This window comes from Companilactobacillus bobalius, assembly GCF_009764355.1.
Window position 1 is genome coordinate 65,405 of the sequence record NZ_LNUA01000032.1, and the last position, 18,414, is coordinate 83,818.

Sequence of the window (18,414 nt, forward strand, 5' to 3'; positions counted from 1 at the left end):
TTATGACAGAGAGTAAGAGACAGTTAGATTCAGACATATCAGTTCCTAAGCATATTGCTATCATTATGGACGGTAACGGACGTTGGGCTAAGAAAAAAGGCCAACCTCGTATTGCCGGTCATAAAGAAGGTATGAACAATGTCAAGACGATTGCTACAGCAGCTAGTCATCTTGGAGTTAAAGTTTTGAGCTTGTATGCTTTTTCTACTGAAAACTGGAGTCGACCTAGCAAAGAAGTTAACTTCTTGATGAAGTTACCGGTAGACTTCTTTGGAACTTTTATGCCAGATCTAATCAAAGAAAATATTCGAGTGTTCGTAACCGGATTTACTGATCACTTACCTGACAAAACCAGAAAAGTAGTTTTAAAAGCAGTTGAGGATACTAAGGGTAATACTGGAATGATCCTCAATTTTGCTTTTAATTATGGTGGTCGTGCTGAAATTGTTAATGCTGCTAAAAATTTGGCAATCGAAGCGGCTAGTGGTTCAATAGATCCAAGCGATATTGACGATGCTATGTTTGCAGATCATTTGCTGACTAATCATTTAAAAGAGTTAGCCGATCCTGATTTGCTAATCAGAACTAGTGGAGAAGAACGAATCTCTAACTTCATGCTCTGGCAATTAGCTTATACAGAAATGATCTTTGACGACAGTTACTGGCCCGATTTTACGGTTGATGATTTAGTCGAGGATATTAAAGAATTTGACAGAAGAGATCGTCGTTACGGATCTGTTTAGTTTGGGGGAAAATTATGAAACAACGTGTCATTACTGCCGTTATTGCACTAGCAATCTTTATTCCCATATTGCTTGCAGGTGGAGTTTGGCTAGAAGTTGCAGCCGCAGCTTTAGCCGCAGTCGGTGTTTTTGAAGTTTATATCATGCGTAAACGTATCATCGTTTCGTTTGACTTCTTAGTAACTATCTTGGGAACACTAGCTCTAGTAGTTCCTAACGGCTTTTATCGAGGATGGTTTCCAAAAAGTTTTTCAAGATTAGATTTATTCTATGTTTTTGCGGTAATTTTATTAATTATTACAGTATTAACAAAGAACAAATTTAACTTTGAGGATGCAGGTGTTTCAGTGGTTTCAATGTTGTACATTGGTACAGGATTCCACTATCTAGCAGCTGTAAGAAATTCAGATCCAGGTTTAGGATTATTGATGTATGCCTTGATTGTTGTATGGTCAACTGATATTTTTGCTTATACTTTTGGTAGAAAAATTGGTAAGCATAAATTGTGGCCTGCAATCAGTCCTAATAAGACTTGGGAAGGAACAATTGCTGGTATCATCATGGCCTTAGTTCTTTCTGGTGTTTACATGTACTTTGTACCTCAAGAGTATTCAATGACAACAATGTTGATGATTGCCTTTGTCCTATCAATCATGGGTCAAATGGGTGATTTGATTGAATCAGCTTATAAGAGATATTATAAAGTTAAAGATTCAGGAAATATTTTGCCAGGACATGGTGGAATTCTAGATAGATTCGATAGTATGTTAATCGTATTACCTTTGTTACACATATTCGGTTTAGTCTAAGCATCTCGTGGAGGTTAAAATGACCGCGATAATTACATTTATAATCGTTTTTGGAATATTAGTTATTGTTCATGAATTTGGACATTATTATGCTGCAAAAAAATCAGGAATTTTGGTTCGTGAGTTTTCTGTAGGGATGGGTCCAAAAATCGTCGCTTATCGCAAGAATCATACGACATATACCTTGAGATTATTACCTTTGGGTGGTTATGTTCGTATGGCCGGCGCTCAAGAAGATGATTCTGATATTCAACCAGGAACGATGGCATCTTTAGTATTAAATGATCAAGATAAAGTAATAAAAATAATAACTTCCAGTAAGGTTTATGATGCAAATGCGGTCCCCGTTCAAATATCTAAATCAGATTTAGTTGATGATTTGGTAATTGAAGGGTACGAAAATGGCGATGAAACTGTCGTGAAGAAATATTCAGTTGATCATGATGCAACAATTGTTGAGGAAGACGGTACTGAGGTTCAAATCGCTCCACGCGATGTTCAACTTCAGTCCGTTTCTGTTTGGAAGCGAATGATTACCAATTTCGCAGGTCCGTTCAATAATTTCGTTTTAGCAGTTTTAGCAGCTATTTTAGCTGCTTTCATGATGAATGGTGTTGCTACTAATCAATTAGGTCATATCGAAAAAAATTCAATTGCTCAAGAAGCAGGTTTGAAAGTTAACGATACGATTGTGAGTGTTAATGGCAAGAAAACTGGTTCATGGACTGCTTTATCAACTAACATTCAAAATAACCCTGGTAAGAAAGTTACTTTAAAAGTTGAATCAAATAAAAAACTTAGAACAGTTAAATTAACTCCTAAGTCCGTTAAGTCGCAAGGTCAAAGTTATGGCTTTATTGGTATTATGCCAAAGACCGATTCTAGCATTTTGGCTAAAATCAAATATGGCTTTTCATATAGTTGGGGAACGACTGTAATGGTCTTCCATGCATTAGGCAAGATGGTATCTGGTGGTTTTAATATTAATCAATTATCTGGTCCGGTGGGGATCTACTCGATGACTTCAAAAGTGGCATCACAAGGTATTATTAATATTATTCTCTTTACATCGATGCTATCGATGAACCTAGGTATTGTTAATTTAATTCCAATTCCAGCCTTAGATGGTGGGAAGATTTTATTGAATATCGTTGAAGCAATTAGAAGAAAACCTATTCCAGAACAGTATGAGACTGTTATTACACTGATTGGTGTCGGAATTTTAGTCTTGCTGATGATTGCTGTTACATGGAATGATATTCAGCGCTTCTTTATAAAATAGGGGGATAAGAACTTGAAACAATCAAAATTATATATTCCAACACTGAAGCAAACTCCTTCAGATGCTGAGGCAATAAGTCATCAGTTGATGTTGCGAGCTGGCTATATCAGACAAGTTTCTGCAGGGGTATATGCTTACTTACCATTAGCTTGGTCAGTTATCCAAAGAATTGAAAATATTGTTCGTAAAGAAATGGAAAAAATTGATGTCGTAGAAATGCGTATGCCAGCAATTTTGCCAGCAGATCTTTGGAAAGAAAGTGGTCGTTATGAAACTTATGGCGATAACTTATTCAAATTTAAGGATCGTCACGAACGTGATTTCATCTTGGGACCAACTCATGAAGAAACATTTACTAGTGTTGTAAAGGAAAGTTTGAATAGTTACAAGAAATTACCTCTTGTTTTATATCAAATGCAAATGAAGTATCGTGATGAAGATCGTCCTCGTAACGGTTTACTTCGTGGCCGTGAATTTATTATGAAAGATGCTTATTCTTTCACAGCTAACAAAGAACAACTTGATGTTATCTTCAATCAAATGGAACAAGCTTACCGTAATATCTTTGATATTTGTGGTTTAAATTATCGTGCTATTATCGGTGATGCCGGTGCCATGGGTGGTACTGATTCTAAAGAATTCTCCGCTATTGCTTCAATTGGTGAAGATACAATTGCCTATTCAGACGATAGTGATTACTCAGCTAACCTTGAAATGGCTGCAAGTAAGATGGAAGAGAACTTAGTTGAAGACAAGAAAGAAGCAGAAGTTGTTGATACACCTGATGTGCATACAATTGATGCTTTGGCAGAATTATTGAAGGTTGAATCATCAAGAATTATGAAGGCTGTTGCCTACATGGCTGATGATGAACCAGTTATGGTTATGATTCGTGGAGATTACGATGTTAATGATGTTAAGTTAAAGAACTATCTTGGTGCTGACTTCTTACGTGAAGCAACCCCTGACGAAGTTAAGGACGTCTTCGGTAGTGTACCTGGATTCATTGGACCTAAAGGTATCAATGATAAGGTTAAAGTACTTTATGATAGTTCATTAGTTGGTTTGATGAACTTCGTTGTCGGCTTTAATAAGGCTGATGTTCATATGTTCAATGCTAACTTTGAAGATATTGTTGACGAAACACCAGAATTTAGAGATTTCCGTGTTATCAAGGAAGGTGAAGTTTCACCTGATGGTCATGGTCATATCAAATTTACACGTGGTATCGAAATTGGTCATATCTTCAAATTAGGTACTAAATTCTCTAAGGCACTTGGTGCTAATTTCTTAGATGAAAATGGTAAATCTAATCCATTGATCATGGGAAGTTATGGTATTGGTATTTCTCGTCTATTGACAGCCATTATCGAACAACACAGTGATGAAAATGGTATTATTTGGCCAGTTAGTTTGGCTCCATACCAAGTACATGTTGTTCCTATCAAGTACAACAACGATGTTCAAGGTAAATTAAGTGACGAAATCGTTGAATTGCTACAAAATGAAGGATATGACGTCTTACTTGATGATCGTAAAGAACGTCCTGGCGTTAAGTTTGCTGACTCAGATCTAATTGGTATTCCTATTAGAATCACGGTTGGTAAAAAAGCTGGCGATGGAATTGTTGAACTAAAGATTAGAAGTACTGGCGAGACAATTGAAGTAAGTAAAGATGAATTAGTAAATTCAGTAAAAATATTGCTTAAGAATCAGTAATGAGGCTTAGGCCTTTTTTTATTTTTTGAAGGAAAGAATATGTCATATGTCAGATACAAAACAACTTTTTGAAATTTTAGTTAAACAAATCAAGCTAGATAGTTTATTACCATCTAATGATGCGTTTATCGATGGAAAATTAAATAAACTTGAAGTACATAAGAACAGTAAACGCTGGACATTCTTTTTTGAATTTAAACGCGTGTTACCATTCAATGATTTCATGACATTTGTTAAAGCACTAAAGGCTAGTTTTGATGGTATTGCACAGATTGATTTTGAAATCAAAACAACTGATTCAGAATTGTCTGAAAGTGATATCAAGGACTATTGGAATTATGTTTTGAATGATTGCAATGTCCAATCTCCAATGGTTTTAGATAAAATTAGTCAAACACCGCCACATGTTGAAAACGGTCAAGTCTTTTTAGATGTTTCCAATAGTTTTATGGCTGATTTTGTCGATGGCAAAGTTATTGATGGATTACAGTCTGAGTACAGTAGCCTTGGTTTTCCTGATTTTAGAATTAGAACAAATGTCGATAAGGCCAAGTATCAAGAGAAGACCGAGGCTATGAAAGCTGCTAATGCCGAGAAGACAAAGCAATTTCAAGCTAAGGCTAAAGAGGTTAGTGCTAAAAAGGCGGCGAAACCAGCAGGTAATGTTTCTAAAGTTGGTCGTAAGATTCCTGATGATCAAGAAATCACTCAAATGGTTGATATTATTGAGGAAGATCGTAATAAAGTCGTTGAGGGATATGTTTTTGACATTGATGTTCGTAAGTTGAAATCTGGTCGATCACTTTTGATTATGAAAGTTACTGACTACACATCATCCTTCAGTATCAAGAAATTTTCTAATGGTGAGGATGATGAGAATTTCTTTGCCAGTTTGGATGAAGGTTCTTGGATCAGGGTTCGTGGTAACGTTCAAGAGGATAATTTCTCTCGTGAATTAGTAATTATGGCTAATGATATCAATGTAATCAAACATGAGTTGCGTAAAGATACAGCTGAAGATGAAAATAAGCGAATTGAATTGCACGCTCACACTAACATGAGTCAAATGGATGCTATTCCTAGTGCAACTGATTTGATCAAGCGTGCTAGTGATTGGGGACAAACAGGAATTGCCATCACTGACCATCGTGCTTTGCAAGCTTTCCCAGAAGCGTATAATGCTGGTAAAAAATTTGGCGTTAAAATTGCTTACGGTGTGGAAGTTGATTTAGTCGATGAAGGTAATCCGATTGCTTACAATTTGCGAGATCAAGCATTAAATGGTTCAGAATATGTTATCTTCGATACCGAAACAACCGGTTTGTCTGCTGTCTATGATTCAATTATTGAAATTGGTGCTACTAAGATGAAAGATGGTGAAGTAATTGCCCGCTTTGATAAATTTATTAATCCGGGTCATCCTTTGTCAGAAGTAACAACTAATTTGACTAGTATCACGAATGATATGGTTAAGGATGCGCCAGATGAAACAGTAATTGTTGGAGAATTCATGGATTTCATTGGCGATGATATTTTAGTAGGTCATAATGTTACCTTTGATATGGGCTTCATGAATGCGGCCCTAACAAGAATGGGTCGTCCACGTCTAGCAATGCCTGTTATTGATACTTTGGAAATGTCGAGAACTTTGCATTCAGAGTATCGTAATCATAAGTTGGATTCTTTGGCTAAACGTTATCATATTGTTTTGGAACATCACCATAGAGCTGACTCCGATGCTGAAACAACCGGTTACTTAATGTATAAGTTGTTCGATGAATTGGAAGATAAGTTTGGAACTAGAAATGTTAACCAGTTAAACGACCACGTTGGTGGAGAAGAAGCTTATAAACAGGCTCGTCCTAGTCATGCTATTCTTTTAGCCAAGACTCAAGCTGGTTTGAAGAATATGTTTAAGATTGTTTCTTATTCAATGACACGTTACTTCTACCGAACAGCTCGTGTGCCTAGAAGACTGTTAAATAAGTATCGCGAAGGTATCATTGTTGGATCAGCCTGTGAAAACGGTGAAGTCTTTACTAGTATGATGCAAAAGGGTTATGACGATACTCGTGAATTAGCACAGTATTACGATTACTTGGAAGTTATGCCACAGACTCTGTATCAACATCTAATTGATATTAAAATTATTAAAGATGAAGATGCTTTGCAAGAAATTATCAAAAATATTGTTAAATTAGGTAAAGAATTGGACAAACCAGTTGTAGCAACAGGGGATGTTCATTATCTTGATCCACATGATAAAGTTTATCGAGATATTGTTATTAAAGCCGTGAAGAGTAATGCTTTAGCTCGTAGACCGGAATTGCCTGATGTTCAATTTAGAACTACTAATGAAATGTTTGATGAATTCGATTATATGGATCAACAAACAGAACAAGAGATCATTGTTGATAATCCAAAGAAGATTATGGACTCGATTGATGAAATTTCTCCGGTTAAGGATAAACTGTATACTCCTAAGATGGATGGAGCCGAAGATGAAATTCGTAGTTTAACGATGAACAAAGCGCATGAACTTTATGGTGATCCCTTGCCAGAGTTAGTTCAAAAGCGAATGGATCGTGAATTAAAGAGTATCATCGGAAATGGTTTCTCAGTTATTTATTTAATTGCTCAACGTTTAGTTTATAAATCTAATAAAGATGGATATTTAGTTGGTTCCCGTGGTTCCGTTGGATCTAGTTTTGTTGCCACTATGACCGGTATTACTGAAGTTAATCCTTTGCCACCGCATTATCGTTGTCCTAACTGTAAGTATTCTGAATTCTTTACTAAAGGTGAAGTTGGTTCAGGATATGACTTGCCAGACAAGGCTTGTCCAAAATGTGGTACAGATATGAAAAAAGATGGCCAGGATATTCCGTTTGAAACTTTCCTTGGTTTCAAGGGTGATAAGGTTCCTGATATTGATTTGAACTTCTCTGGTGACTACCAACCGGTAGCACATAACTATACCAAGGTATTGTTTGGGGAAGATCACGTATTTAGAGCTGGTACTATTGGTACAATTGCTGATCGTACGGCTTTTGGATATGTTAAAAATTATGAAGAGTTAACTGGTCAGAATTTCCGTAATGCTGAGGAAGAACGTCTGGCTATGGGTTCAACTGGTGTCAAGCGTACTACTGGTCAACATCCGGCTGGTATCATTGTTGTGCCAGATTATATGGATATTTTTGACTTCACGCCAATTCAGTATCCAGCGGATGATCAAACTGCTTTGTGGAAAACAACTCATTTTGATTTCCATTCTATTCATGATAATATTTTGAAACTTGATATTTTGGGACATGATGATCCCACAATGATTCGTATGCTTCAAGATTTGTCAGGAATTGATCCTAAGACCTTGCCAGTCAAAGATCCTGGGGTTATGGAGTTATTCAGAGGAACTGATTCACTAGATGTAACACCTGAACAGATTTTCTCAAAGACTGGAACTTTGGGTGTACCTGAATTCGGTACACGTTTTGTTCGTGGGATGTTGGAAAAAACGCATCCAACTACTTTTGCCGAATTACTACAAATTTCTGGATTATCACATGGTACTGATGTGTGGTTAGGTAATGCGGAAGAGTTGATTGATAAAGGTGTTGTGACTTTGAAGGAAGTTATCGGTTGTCGTGATAATATCATGATGGATTTGATTCACTATGGTATGGATTCACAGATGGCCTTCCAAATTATGGAGCATGTTCGTAAGGGACGTGGTATTCCTGATGACTGGAAACAAGCCATGAAAGATGCTGATGTGCCTGATTGGTATATTGATTCTTGTTTGAAAATTAAATATATGTTCCCTAGAGCCCATGCGACAGCTTATATTATTATGGCGTTAAGAATTGCATACTTTAAGGTTCATCATCCACTTTATTATTACTGTGCTTATTTCTCAGTTCGTGCCGATGATTTTGATTTGGTTGCGATGACAACGGGTAAAGATGCCGTTAAGGCCTCAATGAAAGCTATCAATGATAAAGGGATGGATGCTTCTACTAAAGAGAAGAATCTTTTGACAGTTTTGGAATTAGCTAATGAATGTTTGGAACGTGGTTTTACAATCAAGATGGTTGATTTGGATAAATCGGATGCCTTTGATTTTAAAATTATTGATGATAAAACTTTATTGGCTCCATTCAATGCTATTCCTGGATTGGGTGATAACGTTGCTAAACAGATTGTGGCTGCACGTGAAGAACAACCATTCCTATCTAAACAGGATTTAGGAACTCGTGGTAAAGTTTCAAAGACAGTTATTGAATATATGACAGAAAATCATGTTTTAGATGGCATGCCAGACGAAAATCAGTTATCATTGTTCTAGGTATGGTTGTTATAAGTTGCTTTAATATTAAATATATGTTAAATTAACTACTAGTTAATTACTGATTAATGAGTGAGCAGAAATGCTCACTCTTTTTATTGCCGATTACTTTGGAGGAATGTCCTTGGATACAAAAGTTGAAGAATTAAAAGCCATTTTAAAACCAATCTTGGATCAACATGATTTCTTTCTTGTTGATTTGGAGTTCGTTCATGAACGTGGAGATTGGTATTTGAGAGTTTATGCAGATAAGAAGGGCGGTATCAGCATCGATGATTGCGCGCTTATTAGTGAAGAGTACGGTGAGAAGTTGGATGAATTGAATCCAATTGAACCTGCTTACTACTTAGAGGTTTCATCTCCAGGTGCAGAGCGCCCCTTAAAGAATGATGAAAGTCTTACTGATTATGTTGACGACTATGTGCATGCTTCTCTTTATCAAAAACAAGATGGTCAAAAAGCTTTTGAGGGAACTTTATTAGAGGTAACGGATACTAAGATAACTTTGAACGTTAAAGTTAAGAATTTAAGGAAACAAGTAGAAATTAGTCGAGACAACATTGCTAAGATCAGACTTGCAATCGAATTCTAAGGAGAAAATCATGAGTAAAGAAATGGTTGAAGCACTTGATGCGCTTGAAAGCGAAAAGGGCATCAAAAAAGAATATGTTATTGAATCACTAGAAGCTGCTCTAGTAGCTGCTTATAAGAGAAATTATAATCAAGCTCAAAACGTTAATGTTGAATTTGACACTAAAAAGGGTAATATACATGTTTATGCGGTTAAAGAAGTCGTTGAAGATGTTGTAGATGATCGTTTGGAAGTTAGTCTCGAAGATGCTCAAAAGAAGAGTAGAGGTTATGAAGTTGGTGACCACGTTCAAGAAGAAGTAACACCAAAAGATTTTGGACGTATTGCGGCTCAAACTGCTAAACAAGTTATCATGCAACGTGTTCGTGAAGCTGAACGTGATATCATTTATAATGAATACAGCCAATATGAACATGAAATCATCCAAGGAACAGTTGAACGTAGTGATAATAGATACGTTTATATCAACTTTGGTAAGATTGAAGCTGTTATGTCTAAGAATGATCAAATGCCTGGCGAAACTTACAATTCACGTGATAGAATTCGTGTTTATGTAACTAAGGTTGAGAATGCTACAAAGGGACCTCAAGTCTTTGTATCAAGAACCGATCCAGGTTTGGTTAAACGACTATTTGAACAACAAGTTCCAGAAATATATGATGGAACTGTAGAAATTGTTTCAATTGCTCGTGAAGCTGGAGATAGAACTAAGATTGCTGTAAAATCTGACAATCCTGATGTTGATCCTGTTGGTACATGTGTTGGTCCTAAGGGTGCCCGTGTACAAGCAGTTGTTGATGAATTAAATGGTGAAAACATTGATGTTGTGCCATATGTTGATGATCCTGTCGACTTTATTGCTAATGCATTGAACCCTGCTGAAGTTATTGCCGTTCAATTTGATGAAAATGATAAGAAACAATGTATTGTAATTGTACCTGATTATCATTTATCATTAGCTATTGGGAAGAAAGGTCAAAATGCACGTTTAGCTGCTAAATTGACTGGTTACAAGATTGATATCAAGCCTGAATCACAAGTTGAATTTGTTGACGATAACGATCAAGATGTTGACATCAATGATGTTGAAAGTGGCAAGATCGATATTGAAAAGACTCGTGAAAATGCTGCTAATGCTGATGATGCACAGAATCCTGCTGCAAATGATTCAGAAGATGTAGATGACGAAGACGATTCAACAGACTCAGAAGAATAAGAGAGGTGATAGATTTGCCAACTCGTAAGATACCTATGCGTAAAGATATTTTAACGAATAAGATGTATCCAAAAAGAGAAATGGTAAGGATTGTTAAGGATAAGGATGGTAACATCTCTATTGATCCAACTGGAAAGAAAGCCGGCCGTGGCGCTTATGTTGGATTAGATCCTGAAGCCATTAAAAATGCAAAATCTAAAAAATCACTAGAAAAAGTATTCTCACATGCAGTACCAGAGAATTTTTATGATGAATTATTTGATTTTGTCGATCATCAAAAGGCTAGAATGGATCTTTTTGGTGATTTAGGAAAGAAACATTAATGAACTCATTTTATAATTTTTTAGGGTTAGCTGTTAGAGCTGGTAAATTTATCAGTGGAACAGAACTAACAATAAACGGCATTCGTGATGGCAAGGTAAAGCTAGTTATTATGGCTAGTGACTGTAGTCCGCGAACAATGAAAGATTTACATAATAAAGCGACTTACTATAAAGTACCAGTAATCGATACGGTAGATAGTGCTTCGTTAAAAACTGCTATTGGAAAAGACAGAAAAGTTATGGGAATAACAGATTTTGGATTTGCTAAAAGGTTAAAAGATATTATGGACAATTAACAATTAAGGAGAGTGATAGGATGGTCAAAAAGAGAATTTATACTATTGCAAAAGAAAATGGTGTTGAGAATCAAGTAATTCTTGATGCTGCCACAAAATTGGGTATGGATGTGAAGAACCATATGTCATCAGTAGATGAAAATGACGAAAAGAAAATTGTAAGTAACTTAAAGAGTGGTAAAAAACCAAGCAACACAAGTAATAATGGTAGTAGACCTGCCCCTGTTCAACACAATAATCATGCACAAAATCATGTGCAAAAATCTACAGGTGAGAAACATGAAAGTGGTAACCAAAATTCAGGTGATCACAAAACTAAGATTAAGATTACTGCTGTAAGAAGAGATGCTAATAAGGGTAAGGGTCATTTTGACCATCGCAATAATAATCACAACTCCAATGGTAATCGTCCAAACAGCAATAACCATCGCCCAAATAGTAATAATGCTAACAACAATAGTAATAACAATAATAGTACTAACAGTAACAACCGTAACGAACGCAATAATCACAACAATAATGAGAATAGAAGAAATGATAACCGTAATTCTCAATCACGTGATAATCGCAATCGTAACAACAATAACAGACGTGATCGTTCTACTACACAAGGACAAGCTCCACGTCCAAGACAAAGTGCTGGTAACAAGTATCTAGAACAATTTAAGACAAATATTCAAGATGCTAGTCGTATTCCTAGTCATCCAACTAGAAATAACAGTCACAATAACAATAATCACAACAGTAGTAGTGATAATAATCATAAGAACAATCACCGTCCTAATACTGAAAACCGTTATAGAAACAACAATAACAACCATAATAACAACAGTACTAATAGCAATAACAATAATCGCAACAGTAACAATTCCCAAAACAGAAGACCTAACAACAATAACAATGTAGCTGCTAAAGCTAAAGAAGCTCCAAAGGCAAATGTAGCAAATACTAATGTTCCAAAGCCAGAATACAAGAAGGCAAAACCAACTAATAATAATCGTGACTTTGGACACAAGCAAAATCTTGCTAACCCATTTGGTAGTCGTAGAAAGAAAAAGGAACGTAAACGTCAACAACGTCAACGTACCGAGCCTAAGAAGCCAATGCCACAAAGAAAGGAACGTCCATTACCAGAAACACTTGTTTACTCTGTTGGTATGAACGCTCAAGATATTGGTAAGTTAATCCATAGAGAACCAGCTGAAATTGTTAAGAAGTTATTCATGCTTGGTATTATGATTAACCAAAACAAGTCCTTGGATAAGGATACTATTGAATTGTTGGCCGCTGATTATGGTATTAAGGCTGAAGAAAAAGTACAAGAAGATGTTGCTGATATTGACAAGTACTTTGATGCAGAAGTTAATACAAGTGAAAATCTAGTAACACGTCCACCAGTTGTAACTATCATGGGTCACGTTGATCATGGTAAGACAACCTTGCTTGATCATTTGAGACATACACATGTTACAGCTTCCGAAGCTGGTGGTATCACACAACATATTGGTGCTTATCAAGTACGTCTTCAAGACAGATTGATCACATTCTTGGATACTCCAGGACATGCTGCCTTTACTAATATGCGTGCTCGTGGTGCTGATATTACTGATATCGTTGTTCTAGTTGTTGCAGCTGATGATGGTGTTATGCCACAGACAATTGAAGCTATTAACCATGCTAAGGCCGCAAATGACCCTATCATCGTAGCTATCAATAAGATCGATAAGCCGGGTGCTAACCCACAACATGTTACTGAAGAATTAATGAAGTATGATCTTGTTCCTGAAGATTATGGTGGGAATACTATCTTTGTTGATATTTCAGCTAAAATGGGTACAAACATTGACGAATTGCTAGAAATGATTCTACTTGAAGCTGATGTTTTGGAACTTAAGGCAAATCCTAAGCAAAAAGCCATTGGTACAGTTATTGAAGCTAAATTGGATAAAGGCCGTGGACCAGTTGCATCACTATTGGTACAACAAGGTACATTGCATGTTGGTGATCCAATTGTTGTTGGTAATACCTTTGGTCGTGTCAGAACAATGACAAACTACAATGGTAAAGAAATCGATGCTGCTAAACCTTCAGAACCAGTGGAAGTTACTGGCTTGAATGATGTTCCTGAATCAGCTGATAAGTTTGTTGTCTTCGATGATGAAAAGACAGCTCGTGCAGCCGGTGAAGAACGTGCTAGTCGTGCTCTTCAAAAGGAACGTCAAAACACTAACCCTGTTACACTTGATAACTTATTTGAGACAATGAAAGAAGGAGAACTTAAACAAGTCGACGTTATTATTAAAGCCGATGTTCAAGGTTCTGCTGAAGCCATTGCCGGAAGTTTGAAGAAGATCGAAGTTAAGGGTGTTCGTGTCAACATTATCCATTCAGCCGTAGGTGCTATTACTGAAAGTGATGTTAACCTTGCTGCTGCAAGTAATGCCATCATTATTGGATTTAATGTTCGTCCAACAGCTCAAGCTAAGGTTCAAGCTAAGGATGAAAAGGTTGATATTCGTCTACATAGAGTTATTTATAAAGCTATCGATGAAATCGAAGCTGCCATGAAGGGTATGCTAGAACCAGTTTATGAAGAAAAAGTTATTGGTAACTTAACAGTCCGCGAAACATACAATGTTTCTAAGATTGGTACAATTGCTGGTTGTTACGTAAACAGTGGTAAGATTCAACGTGATAGTGGTGTAAGACTTGTCAGAGATGGTATTGTTGTCACAGAAGGTAAACTTGCTTCACTTAAGAGATTCAAGGATGACGTTAAGGAAGTTGGTTCTGGATTCGAATGTGGTATCACAATCGAGAATTATAACGACATCAAGATTGGTGACGAAGTTGAAGCCTATGTAATGGAAGAAGTTCCAGTTAAATAGGAGATGAGAATATGGTAAAACATCGAATTGGTCGAGTTGAACAAGAGATTCAAAAAGAAGTTAACGATATTCTTTTAAAACGTGTTCGTGATCCTAGAGTTCAAGGGGTTACAGTAACTGGTGTTGAAATGACTGGTGATTTGCAACAAGCAACCATTTATTTTAGTATCTTATCTGAAAAAGCTAGTGATGTTGAAAAAACTCAAGCCGGCTTAGATAAAGCTACTGGACTAATTAGAAGAGAATTGGGTCAAAACTTAACGTTGTATAAAGTACCTGAATTGGAATTTAAGCAAGATCAATCAGTTCGCTATGGTGAAAAGATTGATAAATTGATTGCTAAATTGCATCAGGATGAAGCAAACCGTTAATACAATTTGATATAAAAAAGATAGGCAAATCCCGAAATGGATTTCCTATCTTTTTTTGTGACTTTCTTTTCATTATATAAAAATACTAGTAAAATCATTGTTAATGACAATTTAGATACGGAGATTATTATGGACGGAGTAATTCCATTAAATAAGGAAATCGGACAAACAAGTTCCGATTATGTTTATAAATTAAGAAAAGTATTGCATACTAAGAAAATTGGCCATACGGGGACCCTGGACCCATTGGTAGACGGAGTTTTGCCTATTTGTGTAGGGCAAGCTACTAAGTTAGTAAATACTCTGACAGGCTCTCCTAAGGAATATGAGGGAGAGATAACTTTAGGTAGATCAACCACAACTGAAGATCGTGAAGGCGACACGGTTGAAGAGAAGAAATTAACTGAGCCAATTTCGAGTGAAAATCTACAGAAAGTTTTCCAACAAATGACAGGGAATCTAACACAAATTCCACCAATGTTTTCGGCAGTCAAAGTTAATGGCAAAAAACTCTATGAATATGCTCGTGCTGGGCTTGAAGTCGAACGTCCGAAGAGACAGATTCATATTTATGATTTCCATATTATGGGAGATTCAATTTACGATGAAACAACAGGATATCAAACATTGAGGTTTCATGTTAAGTGTTCTAAGGGCACATATGTAAGAACATTAGCAGTTGAATTCGGTCGCATCTTAGGATATCCCGCTTTTATGTCCCAACTTACACGAGTAAAGAGTGCTGGCTTTTCAATTGGGGAGACCTTCACTTTGAGACAAATTGAAGAGATGCTTGAGAACAATGATACAAGCTTTTTAAAATCAATTGATGAGGTCCTGAGCTATGTCCCTAAGCATGAATTAACAGATGAAGAGTGGGAAGTACGTGTATCGCATGGCGGCTTCTTAGAACCGGAAATCGATTCAGATATAGAAGATCGTTTGCGAGTTCAAAGAGCAGGAGTAACCAAAGCACTTTACAAGTATGATAAAGTAAGAAATATGTGGATTCCAGATTTAATGTTATTAAATAATAAATAAAAGAGATTGAAAATGCAGATTATTAAAGTTAAACATCCGCTTCTCAAGCAGCAACGTCCAACTGAGGACACAGTTTTGATCATGGGTTTTTTTGATGGGGTACATCTTGGTCATCAAAAGGTTATCAAAACAGGGGTAGAGCTTGCTCAGAAGCATGGATTAAAATCAGTGTTATTGACCTTTGATCGTTCGCCCAGAACGGTGTATCAATACGAAAACGATTATAAATATCTTTCGACAATGGACCGAAAAGCTGAGTTAGTAGAAAAGCTTGGAGTTGATCAGCTCTATTTTGTTGAATTTGGTCAGACGTTTGCACAATTGAAACCTCAAGAGTTTGTTGATCAATATATGATTGATTTAAACGCTAAATTTGTCGTAGCTGGCTTTGATTATACGTATGGGAAGAAAGATGTTGCCAATATGCAGACCTTGCCACAGTACTCACACAATAAATTTGAAATTGTAACTGTACCAAAACAAGTTTTAGATGATCAAAAGATTGGCTCTAGTGCGATTAAGAAATTTATTTCCGAGAATAAAGTAGAAGAAGCCAATAAATTTTTAGGCTACACTTATCAGAATCAGGGAACGGTGGTTCATGGATTACAACGAGGTCGAACTTTAGGTTATCCAACAGCTAATTTGGCAACCGAGGGTAATCAGTTAATTCCTTCAATTGGGGTTTATGCCACAAGAATTAAGGTCGGCGATACTTGGTACAATTCGATGACATCTGTGGGCTATAATGTAACCTTCAAAGAGAATACTGGAGTTACAATTGAAACTAATATTTTCGATTTTGACGCTGATATTTATGGTGAGCATGTGGCACTAGAATGGGTTAAATATTTACGTGGTGAAGTTAAGTTTGATGGAGCAAAAGGTTTAGTCAAACAATTGGAATTAGATAAGATTAATTCGCTTAAAGTTTTACCAAAAAAAAAGAGAACTTGAGTAAATGACAATAGAGATGTCATCAAGAGTTCTCTTTTTTGATTTCTGAAACTTTTTAGCAAATAATTCCAAAAATTGGGCGTGCATACTTGACACTATAGGGATAGATTGTTATATTTTACATTGTTAGCACTCAGGTATGAATAGTGCTAAAAAGGAGGACGGTATAATGCTATCACAACGTCAAGATGCAATCTTGAGAGAAGTCGTGCGCATATTCACAGATACCGGCCAGCCGGTTGGTTCGAAGACATTGATGAATGAATTACCTTTTCATGTAAGTTCTGCGACAATCAGAAATGAAATGGCAGTGCTTGAAGAAGTGGGTTACCTCGAGAAAACTCATCTTTCATCAGGCAGAATTCCTTCAGCGATGGGATATCGTTATTATCTGGATCATCTGGTACAACCAACTAGTGTACCGCAAGATATAGCACAGAGAATTGACGATGACTTTGGTAAAACATATCATCAAATTGATGATATTATCGAACAATCTGCCAAGATTTTATCTCATCTAACTAGTTATACAGCAATCACATTAGGACCGGAGAGCAGTTCAGTTCTTTTAACAGGTTTTAGAATCGTTCCCTTGAATCCACATCAACTTATGGCAATCATTGTCACAAGTGATAATAATGTTGAGAATAATATTTATACAATCGATGATGATTTTGATACTTCATTAATTGAAAAGATTGTTAACATTGTAAACGATAAGTTAGTTGGACAGCCTTTGCCTAAAGTTGTTCAGATGCTTCATACCGATGTTCCAGCAATTCTTTCCGAATATATGTATTCAACTGATGGTTTGTTGGATATGATGGATCAGCTCTTTAAGAAGGCTGGTGCTGAGAAGTATTACGTTGATGGACAATTGAATTTGTTAAATTATGCTAATAATGATGATCTATCGCAAGTTCAATCGTTGTTCTCAATCATCAATCAAAGTACTGATTTAAGAAAATTGATTGATCCAAGTATTTCTGACGATGCCATTAAGGTTCGTTTAGGAAGTGAACTTGGGAGTGATGCATTGAAGAATTACAGTATTATTACTGCTAATTATGATGTTGGTCATCATGGTAAAGGTGTTATTGCTTTATTAGGGCCAACGACAATGCATTATTCACAGTTGATAGGTTTACTTGGTGAGTTCAGAGTTGAATTAGCCAAAAGATTAATTGATTATTATTCAAGGTATGATGATTCTTGAAATTTAGGAGGAAGTAATGGCAGATAAAGAAAAAGATCAAGATTTGAAGACTGCTAAAGAAGCAGCTCCCAAGACTGATAAGAAAGCTGATAAAAAATCAGCTAAAAAGGATGCTTTGGTTGATCCTAAAGATAAAGAAATCAAAGATCTTAAGGCTAAGAATGATGAGTTGTCAGACAATCTCTTAAGAACACAAGCTGAACTTCAAAATATGAACAAGCGTCATAGTAAAGAAGTTGCTAATATTCTTAAGTATGATGGTCAAAAATTGGCAACTGAGATTCTTCCCGTTATTGATAATCTTGAACGTGCCTTGGCAGTTGATGCTGACGATGATGCCAGTAAGCAACTTAAAAAAGGTATTGAAATGGTTCAACAACATATGGCTAAGGCATTGGAAGATAACCATGTGATTGTTATTGACAATGCTGGTGAGAAATTCGATCCAGCAGATAGTCAAGCTGTTCAAACTGTTCCTGCTGATGATAAGCATAAGAAGGATACAGTCGTTCAAGTTTTACAAAAGGGTTATAAATTAGAAGATCGTGTACTTCGTCCAGCAATGGTCGTTGTTGCTCAATAGTAAATAATTAAATAAGAAAATTAAAAGAGG

At 36.3% G+C, this 18,414-nt stretch carries 15 protein-coding genes; all 15 read left to right on the forward strand.

What is annotated here, in order from left to right; genetic code table 11:
• Positions 1-2 precede the first annotated feature (2 nt).
• The 15 genes from uppS (at position 3) to grpE (ending at position 18,384) form a co-directional block, all read left to right on the forward strand.
• Positions 3-743, forward strand: a complete 741-nt coding sequence (gene uppS, locus ATN92_RS07300) for an undecaprenyl pyrophosphate synthase (RefSeq protein WP_056950476.1) — start codon at positions 3-5, stop codon at positions 741-743.
• Between the two features lie 14 nt (positions 744-757).
• Positions 758-1,552 carry a phosphatidate cytidylyltransferase gene (locus ATN92_RS07305; RefSeq protein ID WP_025085181.1) on the forward strand — a complete coding sequence of 265 codons (795 nt, stop codon included), beginning with the start codon at positions 758-760 and terminating at the stop codon, positions 1,550-1,552.
• A 19-nt stretch (positions 1,553-1,571) separates the two neighbouring features.
• Positions 1,572-2,834, forward strand: a complete 1,263-nt coding sequence (rseP, locus tag ATN92_RS07310; protein ID WP_056950473.1) for an RIP metalloprotease RseP — start codon at positions 1,572-1,574, stop codon at positions 2,832-2,834.
• A 12-nt stretch (positions 2,835-2,846) separates the two neighbouring features.
• Positions 2,847-4,553 (forward strand): proline--tRNA ligase, encoded by a 1,707-nt coding sequence (locus tag ATN92_RS07315; protein ID WP_056950470.1) that lies wholly within the window; start codon positions 2,847-2,849, stop codon positions 4,551-4,553.
• A gap of 46 nt (positions 4,554-4,599) precedes the next feature.
• Positions 4,600-8,901 (forward strand): PolC-type DNA polymerase III, encoded by a 4,302-nt coding sequence (locus ATN92_RS07320; protein WP_056950467.1) that lies wholly within the window; start codon positions 4,600-4,602, stop codon positions 8,899-8,901.
• A gap of 118 nt (positions 8,902-9,019) precedes the next feature.
• Complete coding sequence (gene rimP / locus ATN92_RS07325; protein ID WP_056950526.1) at positions 9,020-9,493, forward strand: ribosome maturation factor RimP; 474 nt, start codon at positions 9,020-9,022, stop codon at positions 9,491-9,493.
• A 10-nt stretch (positions 9,494-9,503) separates the two neighbouring features.
• The gene (nusA, locus tag ATN92_RS07330) at positions 9,504-10,709 is read left to right on the forward strand and encodes a transcription termination factor NusA (RefSeq protein ID WP_056950464.1); all 1,206 of its coding nucleotides are present in this window, start codon (positions 9,504-9,506) and stop codon (positions 10,707-10,709) included.
• 14 nt (positions 10,710-10,723) lie between these two features.
• Positions 10,724-11,032, forward strand: a complete 309-nt coding sequence (rnpM, locus tag ATN92_RS07335; RefSeq protein WP_025085185.1) for an RNase P modulator RnpM — start codon at positions 10,724-10,726, stop codon at positions 11,030-11,032.
• Positions 11,032-11,328 carry a L7Ae/L30e/S12e/Gadd45 family ribosomal protein gene (locus ATN92_RS07340; protein ID WP_054641930.1) on the forward strand — a complete coding sequence of 99 codons (297 nt, stop codon included), beginning with the start codon at positions 11,032-11,034 and terminating at the stop codon, positions 11,326-11,328. Before rnpM ends, ATN92_RS07340 begins: the two co-directional genes overlap by 1 nt.
• Before the next feature lie 20 nt (positions 11,329-11,348).
• Positions 11,349-14,216: a translation initiation factor IF-2 gene (infB, locus tag ATN92_RS07345; RefSeq protein WP_056950461.1), complete on the forward strand. Its 2,868-nt coding sequence runs from the start codon at positions 11,349-11,351 to the stop codon at positions 14,214-14,216.
• An 11-nt stretch (positions 14,217-14,227) separates the two neighbouring features.
• The gene (gene rbfA / locus ATN92_RS07350) at positions 14,228-14,587 is read left to right on the forward strand and encodes a 30S ribosome-binding factor RbfA (RefSeq protein WP_056950458.1); all 360 of its coding nucleotides are present in this window, start codon (positions 14,228-14,230) and stop codon (positions 14,585-14,587) included.
• Between the two features lie 129 nt (positions 14,588-14,716).
• Positions 14,717-15,628 carry a tRNA pseudouridine(55) synthase TruB gene (gene truB, locus ATN92_RS07355; RefSeq protein ID WP_056950455.1) on the forward strand — a complete coding sequence of 304 codons (912 nt, stop codon included), beginning with the start codon at positions 14,717-14,719 and terminating at the stop codon, positions 15,626-15,628.
• Positions 15,629-15,640: 12 nt separating this feature from the next.
• Entirely contained in the window at positions 15,641-16,585 is a 945-nt protein-coding gene (gene ribF / locus ATN92_RS07360; RefSeq protein WP_056950452.1) for a riboflavin biosynthesis protein RibF, read from the forward strand.
• A gap of 169 nt (positions 16,586-16,754) precedes the next feature.
• Entirely contained in the window at positions 16,755-17,801 is a 1,047-nt protein-coding gene (hrcA, locus tag ATN92_RS07365; protein WP_056950449.1) for a heat-inducible transcriptional repressor HrcA, read from the forward strand.
• Between the two features lie 16 nt (positions 17,802-17,817).
• Positions 17,818-18,384 carry a nucleotide exchange factor GrpE gene (gene grpE, locus ATN92_RS07370; RefSeq protein ID WP_056950446.1) on the forward strand — a complete coding sequence of 189 codons (567 nt, stop codon included), beginning with the start codon at positions 17,818-17,820 and terminating at the stop codon, positions 18,382-18,384.
• Positions 18,385-18,414: the final 30 nt, after the last annotated feature.